12 protein-coding genes are annotated in these 16,635 nt (G+C 35.6%); 11 read left to right on the top strand and 1 reads right to left on the bottom strand.

The annotated features are described in order from the left end of the window. Positions 1-380 precede the first annotated feature (380 nt). Positions 381-2,468 carry a methyl-accepting chemotaxis protein gene (locus tag RMR19_RS05890; RefSeq protein WP_310602572.1) on the top strand — a complete coding sequence of 696 codons (2,088 nt, stop codon included), beginning with the start codon at positions 381-383 and terminating at the stop codon, positions 2,466-2,468. Between the two features lie 63 nt (positions 2,469-2,531). Here the strand turns inward: RMR19_RS05890 and RMR19_RS05885 are convergent, their stop codons facing one another. Then, complete coding sequence (locus RMR19_RS05885) at positions 2,532-2,984, bottom strand: YaiI/YqxD family protein (RefSeq protein ID WP_310602571.1); 453 nt, start codon at positions 2,982-2,984, stop codon at positions 2,532-2,534. A 230-nt stretch (positions 2,985-3,214) separates the two neighbouring features. Between RMR19_RS05885 and ftsH the strand changes: the two genes are divergently transcribed. From ftsH to RMR19_RS05835, 10 genes are all read left to right on the top strand, one after another. After that, entirely contained in the window at positions 3,215-5,194 is a 1,980-nt protein-coding gene (ftsH, locus tag RMR19_RS05880) for an ATP-dependent zinc metalloprotease FtsH (RefSeq protein ID WP_310602570.1), read from the top strand. Positions 5,195-5,293: 99 nt separating this feature from the next. Further along, positions 5,294-6,124 (top strand): Cof-type HAD-IIB family hydrolase, encoded by an 831-nt coding sequence (locus tag RMR19_RS05875; RefSeq protein WP_310602569.1) that lies wholly within the window; start codon positions 5,294-5,296, stop codon positions 6,122-6,124. 110 nt (positions 6,125-6,234) lie between these two features. Further along, on the top strand, positions 6,235-8,130 hold the full coding sequence (uvrC, locus tag RMR19_RS05870; protein ID WP_310602568.1) for an excinuclease ABC subunit UvrC: 1,896 nt from the start codon (positions 6,235-6,237) through the stop codon (positions 8,128-8,130). 534 nt (positions 8,131-8,664) lie between these two features. Further along, on the top strand, positions 8,665-9,588 hold the full coding sequence (hprK, locus tag RMR19_RS05865) for an HPr(Ser) kinase/phosphatase (protein ID WP_310602567.1): 924 nt from the start codon (positions 8,665-8,667) through the stop codon (positions 9,586-9,588). Positions 9,589-9,643: 55 nt separating this feature from the next. Then, positions 9,644-10,588 (top strand): ROK family glucokinase, encoded by a 945-nt coding sequence (locus tag RMR19_RS05860; protein ID WP_310602566.1) that lies wholly within the window; start codon positions 9,644-9,646, stop codon positions 10,586-10,588. A gap of 402 nt (positions 10,589-10,990) precedes the next feature. Beyond that, the gene (gene murB, locus RMR19_RS05855; RefSeq protein WP_310602573.1) at positions 10,991-11,902 is read left to right on the top strand and encodes a UDP-N-acetylmuramate dehydrogenase; all 912 of its coding nucleotides are present in this window, start codon (positions 10,991-10,993) and stop codon (positions 11,900-11,902) included. Positions 11,903-11,934: 32 nt separating this feature from the next. Further along, positions 11,935-12,813, top strand: a complete 879-nt coding sequence (gene rapZ / locus RMR19_RS05850) for an RNase adapter RapZ (protein WP_310602565.1) — start codon at positions 11,935-11,937, stop codon at positions 12,811-12,813. Positions 12,814-12,824: 11 nt separating this feature from the next. Further along, on the top strand, positions 12,825-13,778 hold the full coding sequence (whiA, locus tag RMR19_RS05845) for a DNA-binding protein WhiA (protein WP_310602564.1): 954 nt from the start codon (positions 12,825-12,827) through the stop codon (positions 13,776-13,778). Positions 13,779-13,792: 14 nt separating this feature from the next. Beyond that, positions 13,793-14,047, top strand: coding sequence for an HPr family phosphocarrier protein (locus tag RMR19_RS05840; protein WP_310602563.1), 255 nt, complete (start codon positions 13,793-13,795; stop codon positions 14,045-14,047). A 155-nt stretch (positions 14,048-14,202) separates the two neighbouring features. Then, positions 14,203-16,635: DNA polymerase III subunit alpha (locus RMR19_RS05835; RefSeq protein ID WP_310602562.1), on the top strand; the 2,433-nt coding region annotated here is incomplete at its 3' end.

Raw genomic sequence — 16,635 nt, 5'->3', positions numbered from 1 at the left:
TTATCTCTCATGATATGAATGTTATTCATGAGATATGTGACCGTGTGATTGTTATGCATAATGGAGAGATTGTAGAGCAAGGGATTACGGAGGAAGTTTTTGATAATCCTAAAGCGCAGTATACAAAAGAATTATTAAACGCAGTTTTGTGTTATTAGATAGGTAAATTAATTGGATAAGGGATAATAATCTTAGAAGATGTCAAATTGGATGAGAAATTTCTTGGCTTATTAAGTGGTATTAGATATAATATAGGTATAAGGACCTAGAAGATGCTATGACGCAAGGAGTTTATAGTATATTTTTAGTGAAGGCATAATATGATATCTATATTGATTGACAATGTCAACTTAGTAGAATCAGCAAGGAAGGAGCATTACGTGAAAACAATTAAGTTAAGAATTATTGCTATTATTACAATGTGCACTATACTGCTAGCAGCAGTGATAGGTTATGTTAGCATTAATGAATCAAGTAACATGGCAAATAATAATGCGAAAGAGTATATGCAATTAACATGTATGAACAAGAGTGCAGAAATTAATTCTCTAATTGAGAGGATAGAGCAATCGGTTGATACATTAAGCGCAATTGTACTTAGCAAACTTGAAATTGCTCAGTTCAAGAGTAACTCAGCTTACGTGTCAGCATTTACACAAGATTTGTTTCTTGATGTTGTAGAATTTGCCAATAATACAGAAGGTGCAATTACTGCATATATTCGATACAATCCTGACTTTACAGAACCAACTTCAGGAATTTTCCTTAGTAGGAATTCGGTAGAGGAAAGTTTTGAAAGTTTAACACCTACAGATTTTAGTGCTTTTGATAAGGATGACTTAGAACATGTAGGTTGGTATTACATTCCAGTGAATAACAAACAGGCAACATGGATGGATCCGTATTTGAATGCGAATATTAATACATATATGATATCCTATGTTGTTCCTCTATATGTCAATGGGGAATCCGTGGGAATTATCGGTATGGACATTGATTTTAGTAAAATAATAGATATCACAGAACAATCGGTAGATTATAAAGATGGTTATTGTTTTCTTATAAATGCAAGTGGCGAAATTATGCATCACAAAGAACTAGAATTAGGTGAGCAACTTGCTGAAGTGGAAGATGGTAAATTAGCAGAAGTAACAGCTTCTATATTAGAAAGCGGAAATGAAGGCAAGTTATTAAGTTACCAATACCAAGGGAAAGCAAAAAATTTAGTATATGCTACATTAAACAATGGAATGAAGTTTATTCTTTCCGTGCCAAAGACAGCGATACAAGAAGATGCAACAAAATTAACACAAGAAATTGCTGGAATTATTGTTGTGTTCTTGATTATAGTAATCGTAATTGGATTTTTCTTGGGAACGAATTTAGCAAGACCGATTAAGCGACTGACGGAAGTGATTAATCAGACAGCACAGCTTAACTTTGGCGATAATACGGAGCTTGTTAAACTTGCGAAACGTGATGATGAAACAGGAAAAATGGCGAAATCAGTAATGGAAATGAGAAGTATTTTGCAGACTGTTTTAGGTAATATGGTGACTGTTAAGGAAAGCATATTAACAAATGTAACACAATTAGATAAAGTTATGAAAGAATATTATGTAATTGCAGAAGATAACTCAACTACAACGGAAGAGCTAGCATCAGGAATGCAAGAGACAGCTTCCAATACAGAAGCGATAGCTGCTAGATTAGAGACAACAAAGAACTATTCACAAGATATTGCTGTACTTACGAAAGAGGGATTGGAAGAAGCTGGCAGTACGCTGGATAGAGCGTTAGAGCTTAAGAAGAATGCAACTGCTTCTAGTGAAGTTGCTAATACAATCTATGCAGATATTGCAATTAAAGCGAAGTCTGCTATGGATGATTCGAAAGCGGTATATAAGATTAGTGAATTGACAGAAGAAATTAAAGGAATCTCTGCACAAACAAATCTACTTGCATTAAATGCGAGTATTGAGGCGGCAAGAGCTGGAGATGCAGGTAGAGGATTTGCTGTTGTAGCAAGTGAAATCGGAAATCTAGCATCGGAAACGCTAAGAACATTAGATGGAATTAATTCTATTGTTTCAGAGATAACAAAATCAGTTACGAACCTATCATCATGTATGGATGTTACAATGAATTTCTTGCAGAGCAATGTTGTAGGAGATTATGAAATGTTTGTTCATGTTAGTGAGCAGTACGAAAATGATGCCAATACATTCCGCAGAGTAATGAGTAAGACAGATGATTCTGTTGGAAAGATGTTTCTTGATATAAAAGAAATAGCGAACATTGTAGAAGTTATTAATACAACGATTTCTCAATCTTCAGAAGGTGTATATATTATTGCTGAAAAATCAAGTGATGCAGTTATGAAAACGCAAGAAGGTTATGAGTATCTTGAGCAAAACAAAGTAAGTGCAACACAATTAGAAGAGATAATAAATAAATTTCAGTATTAAAACATAAAATAAATACCATCGTGTATCGTTAATATGTACACGATGGTATTTATTTTATTATAATTAATCTGCTTTTTTGTTTTTTACAAGTTGGCATAACTTGCGAAAAGAATGCTCAAAGTGTTCATCGTCTTCTTTTGTTCGCTTTCGAATACTTGAAGTACGTACACCTCCGCGACGTTGTTTTTTTGCGATATGTCGCTCAAACATAAGAAGATCAATATTATCATTTGTATAGATTCGTCCATTTTGATTAATGGCATAGCCTTTTTTGCCAAGAACCATAGTGGCAACGCCATAATCTTGTGTAACGGCAATATCACCTGCGACTGTTCGGTTGATTAATGCGATATCAACCGCATCGGGAGCTTTACTTACTTGGACAATTTCGGAATAATCAGAATATAAGATATGACTCGTATCAATAATCATAATAACAGGTAATTCAAATTCTTTGGCGACATTTTCAATTATATGCTTAACTGGACATGCATCAGCATCGACTAATATTTTCATAAGAATATCCTTTCTGACAAGGTAGTATATTTATTATATGCTAAATTTTAATATGGTTTACAAGTTTAAAATTCATACATTTTTCCTTTATAGTATACAAAAATTTAAGACATTAATCTATTGATTTATGGAAATACTAACATTATAATGAACATAGCAACGATGCTAGAATTAAAGTTTAAGTGGCAATGTTGAACAAATATAAAATTTAGGCATATGGAGGTGGAGAATTGGACGATAAGAATCCGAAGAAGAGCGATAATAAAAAGAACGAGAATAGAAAAGGTATTGTATTTTGTGTAATAGCTACTCTATGTGCGTTTTTCTTGTTTTATTATATGACGAATCAGTTGAAGGAAAGTGCAAAGATAGAAGTTAGTTATACAGAGTTTATTAATATGCTAGAGGAAGGCAAAGTTAAAAATGTTAAGATTGATGCAAGTAGAATTACGATAATTCCTGTAGAAGAGAAAACGAATGGAATGTTTGTAATCACATATTACACAGGATATTTGAATACTCCTGGTCTATATGATGCACTTGATAATGCAAAGGTAGAATATTCAAGGGTAGTACATGATACAACGGGTGTTTTAGATACTATTATTATATATTTGCTTCCATTTGTAATGATAGGTGTTATAATGACTTTTCTTTACCGCGCGATTAGTAAGAGTAGTGGTGGAATGATGGGCGTTGGAAAGAGTAATGCAAAAGTATATGTGGAGAAAGAGACAGGAGTAACATTTAAAGATGTTGCTGGTCAGGAAGAGGCAAAGGAATCTTTAAATGAATTAGTTGACTTCTTACACAATCCTGGGAAATATACTCGTATCGGAGCAAAATTACCAAAGGGTGCTCTTTTAGTAGGACCTCCGGGAACTGGTAAGACATTGCTTGCAAAAGCGGTAGCAGGAGAGGCAAACGTGCCATTCTTCTCTCTATCTGGTTCAGATTTCGTGGAGATGTTTGTTGGTGTAGGTGCATCAAGAGTAAGAGATTTATTCAAGCAAGCACAACAACAAGCCCCATGTATTATCTTTATAGATGAAATAGATGCAATTGGTAAGAGTCGTGACAATCACTATGGTGGTGGAAATGACGAAAGGGAGCAAACATTGAATCAGTTGCTTTCTGAAATGGATGGATTTGATACATCGAAAGGTTTAGTAATCTTGGCAGCAACAAACCGCCCAGAAGTTTTAGATAAAGCATTATTAAGACCAGGTCGTTTTGACCGAAGAGTAATTGTTGATAAACCAGATTTAAAAGGTCGTGCAGATACGCTTAAAGTACATGCAAAGGATGTATTGATGCATGATTCTGTTGATTTAGAAGCAATTGCATTAGCAACTTCAGGAGCAGTTGGTTCTGATCTTGCGAATATGATTAATGAAGCAGCTATTACTGCTGTTAAAGCAGGAAGAACAGTTGTAACACAAGAAGACTTGTTTGAGTCAGTAGAAGTTGTTATTGCTGGTAAGGAAAAGAAAGACCGCATTCTTGGAAAAGAAGAGAAGCGTGTTGTTGCATACCATGAAGTTGGTCATGCTTTAGTAACGGCATTAGTAAAAGAAGCAGAGCCAGTACAGAAAATTACGATTGTACCAAGAACTATGGGTTCTCTTGGATATGTAATGCAAGTTCCAGAAGAAGAGAAATATTTGAATTCAAAAGATGAATTACTAACAAGAATAACAACACTATTCGGTGGTAGAGCAGCAGAGCAGATTGTATTCAAATCAATTACAACAGGAGCTTCGAATGATATTGAGCAAGCAACAAAGATAGCACGCTCCATGGTAACACAGTTTGGTATGACAGACCGTTTTGGATTAATGGGATTAGAGTCAATTGAGAACCGTTACTTAGATGGTAGAGCGGTATTGAATTGTGGAGATGCTACGGCGGCGGAAATCGATAAGGAAGTAATGCGCATTCTCAAGGAATGTTATGATAGAGCAGTTACTCTTCTTGAAGGAGACCGTGAAGTACTTGATAAAATTGCAGACTTCTTACTTGAAAAAGAGACAATTACAGGAAAAGAGTTTATGAGCATTTATCGAGAAGTGAAGGGACTTCCAGAGGAAGAGGATTCTGAAAAAGAGACAGATTTGGAAGAGCAGAACAATTCTGAAAAACTGGAAAAATCAGAAGTAAATAAAGAAGAAACATCTATACAACAAGAAAGTAATGTGGATTCAGAATAAGAAATAGTAAAAAGCCAAAAAGACTGTCATATGTAAGTGTGACAGCCTTTTTTGGGACAGGAAGATAAATGATAGATTCATATAAAGGAGTATTTTAAAATGACAACATATAAAGCAATCGCACTTGATATTGATGGAACATTAACAAATGCAAAGAAAGAAATAACACCAAGAACAAGAGAAGCAATTTCTGAAGCAATGGAAGCGGAGAAAGTAATTATCGTTGCTTCTGGTAGACCAACAGCAGGAATTAGAGGAATTGCAGATATATTAAAGTTAGAAGAGAAAGGTGGATACATTCTTGCATTTAACGGGGCAAGAATAATGAATTGTAAGACAGGAGAGATTATCTATCAGAATATGTTACCACAAGAGATGCTTCCTGTTCTTTATAAGGAAGCGGTAGAACATAATGTAAGTATCATAACATATGAAGGCGACGATGTTATCTGTGGCTGTAACCATGATACATATGTAGATATTGAAGCTAGGATTAATAATATTAAAGTAATAGATGTGGACAATTTCGATGAGTATGTAACTTTTAGTGTTAATAAATGTATTATGACGGGTGAGCCAGAGAAGTTAGCGGAACTTGAAAAAGAGATGCAACAAAAATATGGAGAGCAATTAAGTATTTATCGTTCAGAACCATTTTTCCTTGAAATTATGCCTATGAATGTTGATAAAGCGAATTCTCTAGAGCATCTTTTAAATCATCTGAACTTAAAACGAGAAGAGTTAATTGCAGTTGGTGATGGTTTCAATGATTTATCTATGATTAAGTATGCTGGCCTAGGTGTTGCAATGGACAATGCGCAAGAAGTTGTAAAAGAGAATGCAGATAAAATCACAAAATCCAATGAAGAAGACGGTGTTGCTTGTATTATTGAGGAATATCTGCTTTCAGATAGCAAGGTGTTGGCATAATTGTAATTTTAGGTGTTGGTGGCGCAAAATCACAGAGTATGTGAAGGCGTGTATAATCTTAACTTGGAAGGATGTAGTCCTTAACAGTTAGTGTTTATGGAGGAAGTACAATGTTTAATATAGAAGAAGAATTGAAGAAGCTTCCTGCAAAACCAGGTGTCTATATTATGCGTGATGAGCATGACACAATTATATATGTAGGAAAAGCAATAAGTTTAAAGAATCGTGTGAGACAGTATTTTCAAAGTAGTCGAAATCATATGCCTAAAATAGCTAAAATGGTATCAAAAATTGACCATTTTGAGTATATTATAACGGATTCTGAAGTGGAAGCATTGGTACTTGAGAATAACTTAATAAAAGAGCATATGCCAAAATATAATACAATGCTAAAGGATGATAAGACGTATCCTTATATTAAAGTTACGGTGCAGGAAGCATTTCCAAGGATTATGATAGCAAGACAGGTGAAGAAAGATAGAGCGAAATATTTTGGGCCATATCCAAGTGGAGTAGCGGTAAAAGATATGATAGAAATGATACGCAAGATCTATCAGATTCGTACATGTAATCGTAATTTGTTGAAGGATATCGGAAAAGACAGAGCTTGTTTAAACTATCATATTAAGCAATGTAGTGGGCCTTGTCAGGGATATATATCAGAAGAGAATTATCGGAAATCAATTGATGAGATTGTTGACTTTTTGAATGGTAATTTCACAAAAGTGTTGTCTATGTTAGAAGAGAAGATGACAAAAGCTGCTGAGAATATGGAGTTTGAGGAGGCAGCAGGTTACCGTGATTTGATGAATAGCGTTCGCCATATGGCACAAAAGCAGAAGATAACAAGTACATCAGATCAAGAAGATCGAGATATAATCGCATTTGCAAGAGCAGGAGATGAAGCGGTAGTGCAAGTATTCTTTATCCGAAATGGTAAACTGATTGGTAGAGAACATTTTCATCTTACAGGGGTGGAACATGATACAAGACAAGAGGTAATGACTAGTTTTGTAAAGCAGTTCTATTCAGGAACGCCGTTTATTCCAAGGGAATTGTTACTTCAGGAAGAGATAGAAGACGTAGAATTAATAACAGAATGGCTAACGACAAAAAGAGGACAGAGAGTATATATTCATGTACCGAAAAAGGGCGAGAAGGAAAAGCTAGTAGAATTAGCAGAGAAGAATGCATCTCTTGTGTTGCAACAAGACTCTGAGAAGATTAAGAGGGAAGAGCAACGAACAAAAGGTGCTATGAAAGAGATTGAGAGTTGGTTGGGACTCGATTCTATTAAGAGGATTGAATCGTTTGATATCTCGAATATTAATGGATTTGAATCCGTTGGATCGATGGTTGTATATGAGAATGGAAAGCCAAAGAGAAATGATTACCGCAAATTCAGAATTAAATGGGTTATTGGAAGTGATGATTACGCCAGTATGAATGAAGTCCTTACAAGACGTTTTCAACATGGAAAACAGGAACGAGCGGAACTCATAGAGAAAAGCATGGATATCGAACATGGAAGTTTTACAAGATTTCCAGATTTGATTATGATGGATGGTGGTAAAGGTCAAGTAAATATTGCTCTTAAAGTCATGGAAGATCTGCATTTATCGATACCTGTTTGTGGTATGGTGAAAGATGATAACCATAGGACAAGAGGATTGTACTTTAATAACAGGGAGATTCCAATTAACCGAGATAGTGAAGGCTTTAAGTTAATAACACGTATTCAAGATGAAACACATCGTTTTGCAATTGAGTATCATCGTTCGCTGCGAAGCAAGAACCAAGTGCATTCTATACTTGATGATATCCCTGGTATTGGCGAGAAGAGAAGGATAGAATTAATGAAGAACTTTCTTTCGTTAGATGCAATAAAAGAAGCAACAGTAGAACAGCTTAGTATTGTTCCAACGATGAATGAAAAGGCTGCGAAACAGGTGTATGACTTTTTTCATGGTAAAGGTAGTGAGCAAGGTAGTGAGGCAAAACTTTGATAGGTTTTCGAGGCGTATTCGCTGACGTTCTCTAATACAAAACACGCTGCGCATCTAAGTACTTCTAAGTGTGTACGGGTGTATATTGAAAAGTTACGGAAACGCCCTCGATTCGGCATCCTGCCTCAGCTCGAGCTGGCTCGGCGTCCATGCCGAGCCTTCCTAGGTTGTTGATGTACACACTAAGAAGTACTATAGGTGCTTCACTATCGTTTTTTAATTAGAGAACGCCAGCGAATACGCAGGGAAGGTTACGAAGTTTTGCCAATTTACGTTGTTGATACATGGTAACTGTTCGCATGTAATATCTAGCGAAGCGTGTTACTGGTTATGGAGTGAACAGCAACGATATGCAAGTGTAATAACCGGATTAATAAAGTAGCAATTGAAGTTGAAAAATTAGTATGTTAGAATGTAATTTGAAAGACATAGTACCGCAAGGTGTTTTCTGTGAGCGAAGGTCACAGAAAGCCCAAAGATAGTTAGAATTGGTTAATAAATAACAGAAAATCTAAATGGCGAAGGAGATTATATATGTATACAGTAGAATTGGAAAAACTAGTTAAGAAAATGAAACTTGTGAATTGTACTCCTGATATTAATATTGATGATATTGTGATTAGTCAAACAGATGTAAATAGACCAGCGTTACAGTTAGCAGGTTTTTTTGATTATTTTGATTCAGATCGCGTTCAAGTAATTGGTAACGTAGAGCATGCTTACATGCAAAAGATGGAAAAGGATCATGGACTTGGAATTATGACAAAGTTATTGGATTATAAAGTTCCATGTATCGTATTCTGCCGTGATATAGAGATTGAGCCAGGTTTAATTGAATTAGCGACTAAGAAAGGTGTTCCTTTGTTCAAAACTGAGCAGACAACATCTGGGTTTATGTCAGAGGTAATCCGTTGGCTTAAAGTTGAACTTGCACCAAGAATTTCTATTCATGGAGTTTTGGTTGACGTTTATGGTGAAGGTGTTCTTATCATGGGTGAAAGTGGAATTGGTAAGAGTGAAGCAGCACTTGAATTAATCAAGAGAGGACATCGTTTAGTAACAGATGATGTTGTAGAAATCAAGAAAGTTAGTGATGAGACGTTAATTGGTACAGCTCCAGATATTACACGTCATTTTATCGAGCTTAGAGGTATTGGTATCATTGATGTTAAAACGTTATTTGGTGTTGAAAGTGTTAAGAATACACAATCAATTGACTTAGTTATTAAGCTAGAAGAGTGGAATAAAGAGCAAGAGTATGACCGTTTGGGATTAGATGAACAGTATACAGAGTTCCTTGGTAATAAAGTTGTGTGCCACCAGATTCCAATTCGTCCAGGTAGAAACCTTGCGATTATCGTAGAATCAGCAGCCGTTAACTACAGACAAAAGAAGATGGGTTACAATGCAGCACAAGAGTTATACAATCGTGTAACAAACAATTTAATGAAAAAGTAATAAAAATTGTATATATAATTACTGTAATAACAAGCAGAAAGGAAAAATGAGGAATATGAATAAGTATTGTTTTGGTGTCGACATAGGGGGAACTACAGTTAAGATTGGTCTATTTACTACAGATGGAACGATTGTTGATAAATGGGAAGTTAAAACAAACAAAGAAGATGGTGGAAACAAGATATTACCAGAAGTATGTGCGTCATTGGAAGAAAAGATGCAAGAAAAAGGAATCGCTAAAGATGAAATCGAAGGAATTGGTATTGGTGTACCAGGACCAGTAGATGATGATGGTGTTGTTCTTACTTGTGTAAATCTTGGCTGGGGAACATTCAATGTTGCAGAAGAAGTATCAAAATTAACTGGAATTGCAAATGTTAAAGCAGGAAATGATGCTAATGTTGCAGCACTAGGTGAAATGTGGCTTGGTGGTGGTAAAGGTCATGGCGAGGTACTTATGATTACACTTGGTACTGGCGTTGGTGGTGGAGTAATCCATAACGGAAAGATTATCACCGGAACAAAAGGTGCTGCTGGTGAAATCGGTCATATGACTGTTAATTATGAAGAAGAAGATAGTTGTAATTGTGGAAGAAAAGGTTGTTTAGAGCAATACGCTTCTGCAACTGGAGTTGTTAAAGTAGCAAAACGTATATTAGCGAAATCGGACGAGGTTTCTGCTATTCGTGATAAAGATAATCTATCAGCTAAGATGATTTTTGATGCAGCGAAAGAAGGCGACAAACTAGCTACAGAATGTGTAGAGCAACTTGGCTGGTATCTTGGTGCGGCATGTGCAAATATTGCAACTGTAGTAGAACCAGATGTATATGTAATCGGTGGTGGAGTATCAAAAGCAGGAGTAATCCTACTTGATGTAATCCAACGTCACTATGAAAAATATGCATTCCATGCACATAAAGATAAAGAGTTTAAATTAGCAGAGCTTGGTAACGATGCTGGTATCGTAGGTGCAGCAAAATTAGTTATCAACGAGTAATAAAATAAAATAGAATAGTATTTGTATGAAGAGAGGGACAACCATGGTAAATGGTATGTCCCTCTCTTGTTAACCTTACCGAGAAAATTACAAAAATAGTACGAGAATTGTATACCCTTACAATGAATTCGAAAGTAAAAAATACAATTTTGTTATTATTACCAAAGTTTTCGAATTGGGATTAAAAAAATAGAATTATAGTTGAAATAAAGAATTAAGTATTGTATTATAACAATGTGCCAAAGAATAAAAGAAAATTTGTAAAATGTGACAAATTATACTGTTATTAAGACTAGCAGAGACTTCATATATATGTATTATATTAAAAATAGATAGATGTAACTGGTTCATAATGAGTAATAAAAGTGAGGAAGGTGGACAGTTACAGAGTAAAGAGGTATAATTTTGAATGATATAAATCAAAAATTAAAAACGATTTTATCCGAAGAGAATATATTAAGGAATGAACCACTTTCAAAACATACAACATTTAAAATAGGTGGGTTAGCAGATTACTTTGTTACTCCAACGAATAAAGAAGAATTAAAATTAGTAATGCAAGCATGTATAGAAAGCAATATTCCATACTATATAATAGGTAAGGGAAGTAATATCCTAGTAGGTGATAAAGGCTACCAAGGTGTAATCATACAGATCTATAGAAAATTTGATTGGATAAGAATTGATAATCATCTTGTTACAGCAGGAGCAGGCGTTATGCTTGCAAAATTAGCAAGAGAGGTTGCAGAACATAATCTAGCAGGTATGCAAGGGGAATCAGGAATTCCGGGAACGCTAGGTGGAGCAGTAACAATGAATGCAGGTGCATATGGATATGAGATAAAGGATTATATTGTATCAGCAACTGTTTTGAATAGAGAAGGTGAGATATTCACACTTCAAAAAGAAGAATTGCAATTATCATATAGAACGAGTATTATTCAGAAGGAAGATTATATTGTAGTGGAAGCTGTTTTTGAACTACCATCAGGAAAGAAAGAAGATATATTAGCAGAGATGGCAGAGCTAAATAGAAAACGAGTAGAAAAACAACCATTAGAATATCCGAGTGCTGGAAGTACTTTCAAGCGCCCTGAAGGATATTTTGCAGGAAAGCTTATTATGGATGCAGGTTTAGCAGGATATCGAGTAGGCGATATCATGGTTTCAGAGAAACATTGTGGTTTTGTTATAAACGTTGGAAATGGTACTGCAAGTGAAGTTAGACAGCTTATTGATGATGTAAAGCGTATTGTATATGAAAAGAATCAAATACTATTAGAACCAGAAGTGCGTTTTTTAGGAGAATTTTAAACTAGCTATTCGTTGTATTGGAGGGTTATATCTTGAGGTTTGTAATCGTTACAGGAATGTCGGGAGCGGGAAAGAGCTCTGTGTTGAAGATGTTGGAGGATATCGGTTATTTTTGCGTAGATAATCTGCCAATACAACTTATTTTGAAATTTGCACAGCTTGCATATGATCAGAATTCTCAAATTGATAAAGTTGCATTAGGAATTGATATTCGTAGTGGGCAAGCGTTAGACGGTTTGAATGAAATTCTTGTTGAAGCGAGAAGCAAAGGGTATCTCTATGAGGTGCTTTACCTTGAGGCGGGGGATGAAGTACTTGTCAAACGTTTTAAAGAGACAAGAAGGAGCCATCCGTTATCAGGAACAGGAAGAGTAGATGTAGGAATTGGATTAGAAAGAGAAAAGTTAGAGTTTCTAAAGAAGCAGGCAGATTTTATTATAGATACAAGTCAGTTATTAGTTCGCGAGCTTAAAAGTGAGATTGATAAGATTTTTGTTCAAGAACAGGAGTATGGTAATTTCTATATAACAGTACTTTCTTTTGGGTTTAAGTATGGAATTCCAATGGATTGTGATTTGGTATTTGATGTTCGATTTTTACCAAATCCATATTATGTCCCTGAATTAAAAGCGCAGACAGGTAATGACCAAGCAGTTTACGAGTATGTAATGTCATCACAAAAAGCCGCCGAATTTTTGGACAAGTTAAGTGATATGCTTGAATTCCTAATTCCTAATTACATAGAAGAGGGAAAGAATCAATTAGTAGTAGGTATTGGTTGTACAGGTGGTAAGCATCGTTCCGTATCAATTGTAAATGCTTTAGGTGATAGATTGGCTAAATTAGAATATGGTTCTAAGGTAGAACATAGAGATATAAAAAAAGATGCTCTACAAAAGAAGTTAACTTGAGGTGAGTAGCAATGTCATTTTCAAAAGATGTAAAAGAAGAATTATCAAAATTAATTAGTTCCGCTAGACATTGTCAAATAGCAGAGATTGCCGCCATCATTAGCTTATGTGGTAAAATTTCTATTTCTATAAAAGACGAATATACGATTAAGATACAATCAGAAAACCTTATGGTAGCAAGGAAGTGCCAAAAATTATTAATAGCAGCATTTCAAATACAACCAGAGATATTGGTAAGGCGAAAGAGATATGAACGAAGTGCCGTTCAGACACAAGCGTATATTGTTGTTGTAAAAAACCATGAAGTTGCAAAGAATATATTAAGGGCAACACGATTAATAGATGAATATGGTGAGATTAAAGAAAATCTGTCCATAGTAGATAACATTGTTGTACAGAATACTTGCTGTAAACGAGCATTTATAAGAGGGGCATTCATATCCTCAGGTTCTATAAGTGATCCAAGTAAAGCATATCACTTTGAAATTGCCTTGCCAACAAGGTCAAAAGCGGTTCAGTTGCGAGAAATGTTAAATGTTTTTGCGATTGAAGCAAAAATAGTTCAACGCAAACGATATTTTGTGGTATATTTAAAAGAAGGTTCTCAAATCGTTGATTTGTTAAATGTAATGGAAGCGCATGTTGCTCTAATGGATTTGGAAAATGTGCGAATACTAAAAGAGATGAGAAACTCAATTAATAGGCAAGTGAATTGCGAAACGGCAAATATTAACAAAACAGTTGCCGCCGCTTCAAAACAAGTGGAAGATATCCTATTTATCAAGGAGTTAATTGGATTTGGTGAGTTAGATGAAGGATTAGAAGAGATAGCAACTCTTCGGCTGTCTCATCCAGAGGCATCTTTAAAAGAGTTGGGAGAGATGCTAAGTACACCAATTGGTAAATCAGGAGTTAATCATAGATTAAGAAAATTAAGTATAATTGCAGATAACTTAAGGGAATAAAAGGAGGATATGGTATGATTACAAAACAAATAACAATTAAGATTCCAACAGGTTTAGAGGCTAGACCAATTGCCTTACTTGTTCAAGTAGCTAGCCAGTATGAGAGTAGCGTTTACGTGGAGAGTGAAGAAAAGAAAGTAAATGCAAAGAGTATCATGGGAATGATGAGTTTATCGATTGCAGCAGGAGAACATGTTACAGTAATAACAGACGGTACAGACGAAGAAACTGCAATGGAAAACATTGAAAAATATTTAAGTAGTAATTAGGACTAGCCAAAGAGGGCTATAGAAGAAGTAGATTTTATCTGCTTTTCTATAGCCCTCTTTTATTCCTAGGAAAGAAAAACGCTTTATCGCTCTAGTAATGTATGAAAAAAAATGATATGATATCAAAAGAAAAAGTACTACCTAGGAGGAAAATCATGAACTTTACACATTTACATGTCCATACAGAATATAGCTTGCTTGACGGATCGAATAAAATAACGGAATTGGTGGCAAGAGTCAAGGAACTTGGAATGACAAGTGTTGCTATAACAGATCATGGTGTAATGTATGGAGTAATTGATTTTTACAGAGCAGCAAAGGCGCAAGGCATTAAACCAATATTAGGTTGCGAAGTATATGTAACACCAGGTTCAAGGTTTGAGCGTGAGAATACTGGAGATTCTCGTTACAATCATTTAGTACTATTGGCAGAGAATGATATCGGTTTTCATAATTTAATGAAGATTGTATCAAGAGGTTTTACAGAAGGGTTCTATTATAAACCAAGGGTAGATTATGAGGTATTAGAACAATATCATGAGGGGATAATTGCGTTAAGTGCTTGCTTGGCTGGAATTGTTGCGAGTGATATTCGAAAAGGATTTTATGAAGAAGCAAAAAAAGAGGCATTGCGCTTGCAGGACTTGTTCGGAGAGGGTAATTTCTTTTTAGAGCTACAAGATCATGGAATACCAGAGCAAAGAACGGTAAATCAAGGCTTGTTAAGATTGAATCATGATACGAATATCCCGCTTGTTGCGACGAATGATATTCATTATACATTAGAAAGTGATGAACAGGCACATGATATTCTTCTATGCATTCAGACCCAGAAGAAGGTTTCTGATGAGAATCGTATGCGCTATGAAGGTGGACAATACTATGTGAAGTCTCCAGAGGAGATGGAAGAGTTGTTTCCTTATGCGAAAGAAGCACTTGAGAATACGAACAAGATTGCAGAGCGTTGTAATGTAGAAATCGTATTTGGAGAGTACAAATTACCAAGCTATGATGTACCAGAGGGCTATTCAGCATGGGAATATCTACAAAAGTTATGTACGGAAGGCTTAGAGGTACGCTATCCAAATCCTTCTGAAGAGCTTAAAGAACGCTTAAAGTATGAACTTGAAACAATCCATGGAATGGGATTTGTAGATTACTTTCTAATCACATGGGATTTTATCAAGTATGCGAGAGACAATGATATTATGGTTGGTCCGGGGCGTGGTTCAGCGGCAGGAAGTATTGTATCCTATACCCTAGGGATTACGAATATTGATCCAATGAAATATAGTCTACTGTTTGAACGATTTTTAAATCCAGAACGTTTAACAATGCCCGATATTGATATTGATTTTTGCTTTGAACGTAGGCAAGAAGTAATTGACTATGTTGTGCGTAAATATGGTAAGGATCGTGTAGTACAGATTGTAACGTTTGGAACAATGGCAGCGAAGATGGTTATCCGTGATATCGGTAGAGCACTTGATTTGCCATATGCATATGTAGATAGTGTTGCAAAGATGATTCCAACAGAGCTTGGAATTACGATTAAGAAAGCCATTGATATGAATCCAGAGCTAAAGACATTGTATAACTCTGATGAGCAGGCAAAATATCTACTAGATATGTCAATGAGGCTGGAAGGCCTGCCAAGACATACATCTATGCATGCAGCAGGTGTTGTAATCAGTAAGGCATCGGTTGATGAATATGTACCACTATCGAGAGCTTCTGATGAGACAATCACAACACAGTTTACGATGACGACGCTAGAAGAATTAGGTCTATTAAAGATGGACTTCTTAGGACTTCGTACATTAACGGTTATTCAGAATGCTGTTCGATTAGCAAATAAGAAATTGCCAGAAGATCAACAGATTGATATTGATAAAATTGACTATGATGATAAGGGTGTATTCGAGCTGATTGCCTCTGCGAAAACGGAAGGTATATTCCAGTTGGAGAGTGCTGGTATGAAGAGCTTTATGAAGGAATTAAAGCCACAGAATCTGGAAGATATCATAGCGGGAATTTCCTTGTATCGACCGGGCCCTATGGATTTCATACCAAAGTATATAAGAGGAAAGAATGAGCAGAATGCGATTGTATATGAGTGCCCTCAATTAGAGCCAATTCTTTCACCGACATATGGTTGTATTGTATACCAAGAACAGGTTATGCAGATTGTTCGTGAACTTGCAGGGTATAGCTTTGGACGAAGCGATTTAGTTCGTCGTGCCATGTCAAAGAAGAAGGCTTCGGTAATGGAAAAGGAGCGTAAAAACTTTGTATATGGTAATGAAGAAGAGGATGTTAAAGGTTGTATTAACAATGGAATTCCAGAAGCAGTTGCAAATCATATATTTGACGAGATGACAGACTTTGCAAAATATGCTTTCAACAAATCACATGCCGCTGCCTATGCTATGATATCTTACCAAACTGCCTGGCTAAAAAAGTATTACCCAATTGAATTTATGGCAGCGCTTTTAACCTCTGTTATTGATAACTCAAGTAAGGTTTCGGAATATATTTTAAGCTGTAGAAATATGGGGATTCAGATATTACCTCCAGACATTAACGAA

The sequence above is a fragment of the Anaerosporobacter sp. genome (assembly GCF_031551385.1).
Classification (GTDB): domain Bacteria; phylum Bacillota; class Clostridia; order Lachnospirales; family Lachnospiraceae; genus Anaerosporobacter.
Note: the sequence above shows the minus strand (reverse complement) of the source record. Positions and strands in the feature narration are given on the sequence as shown.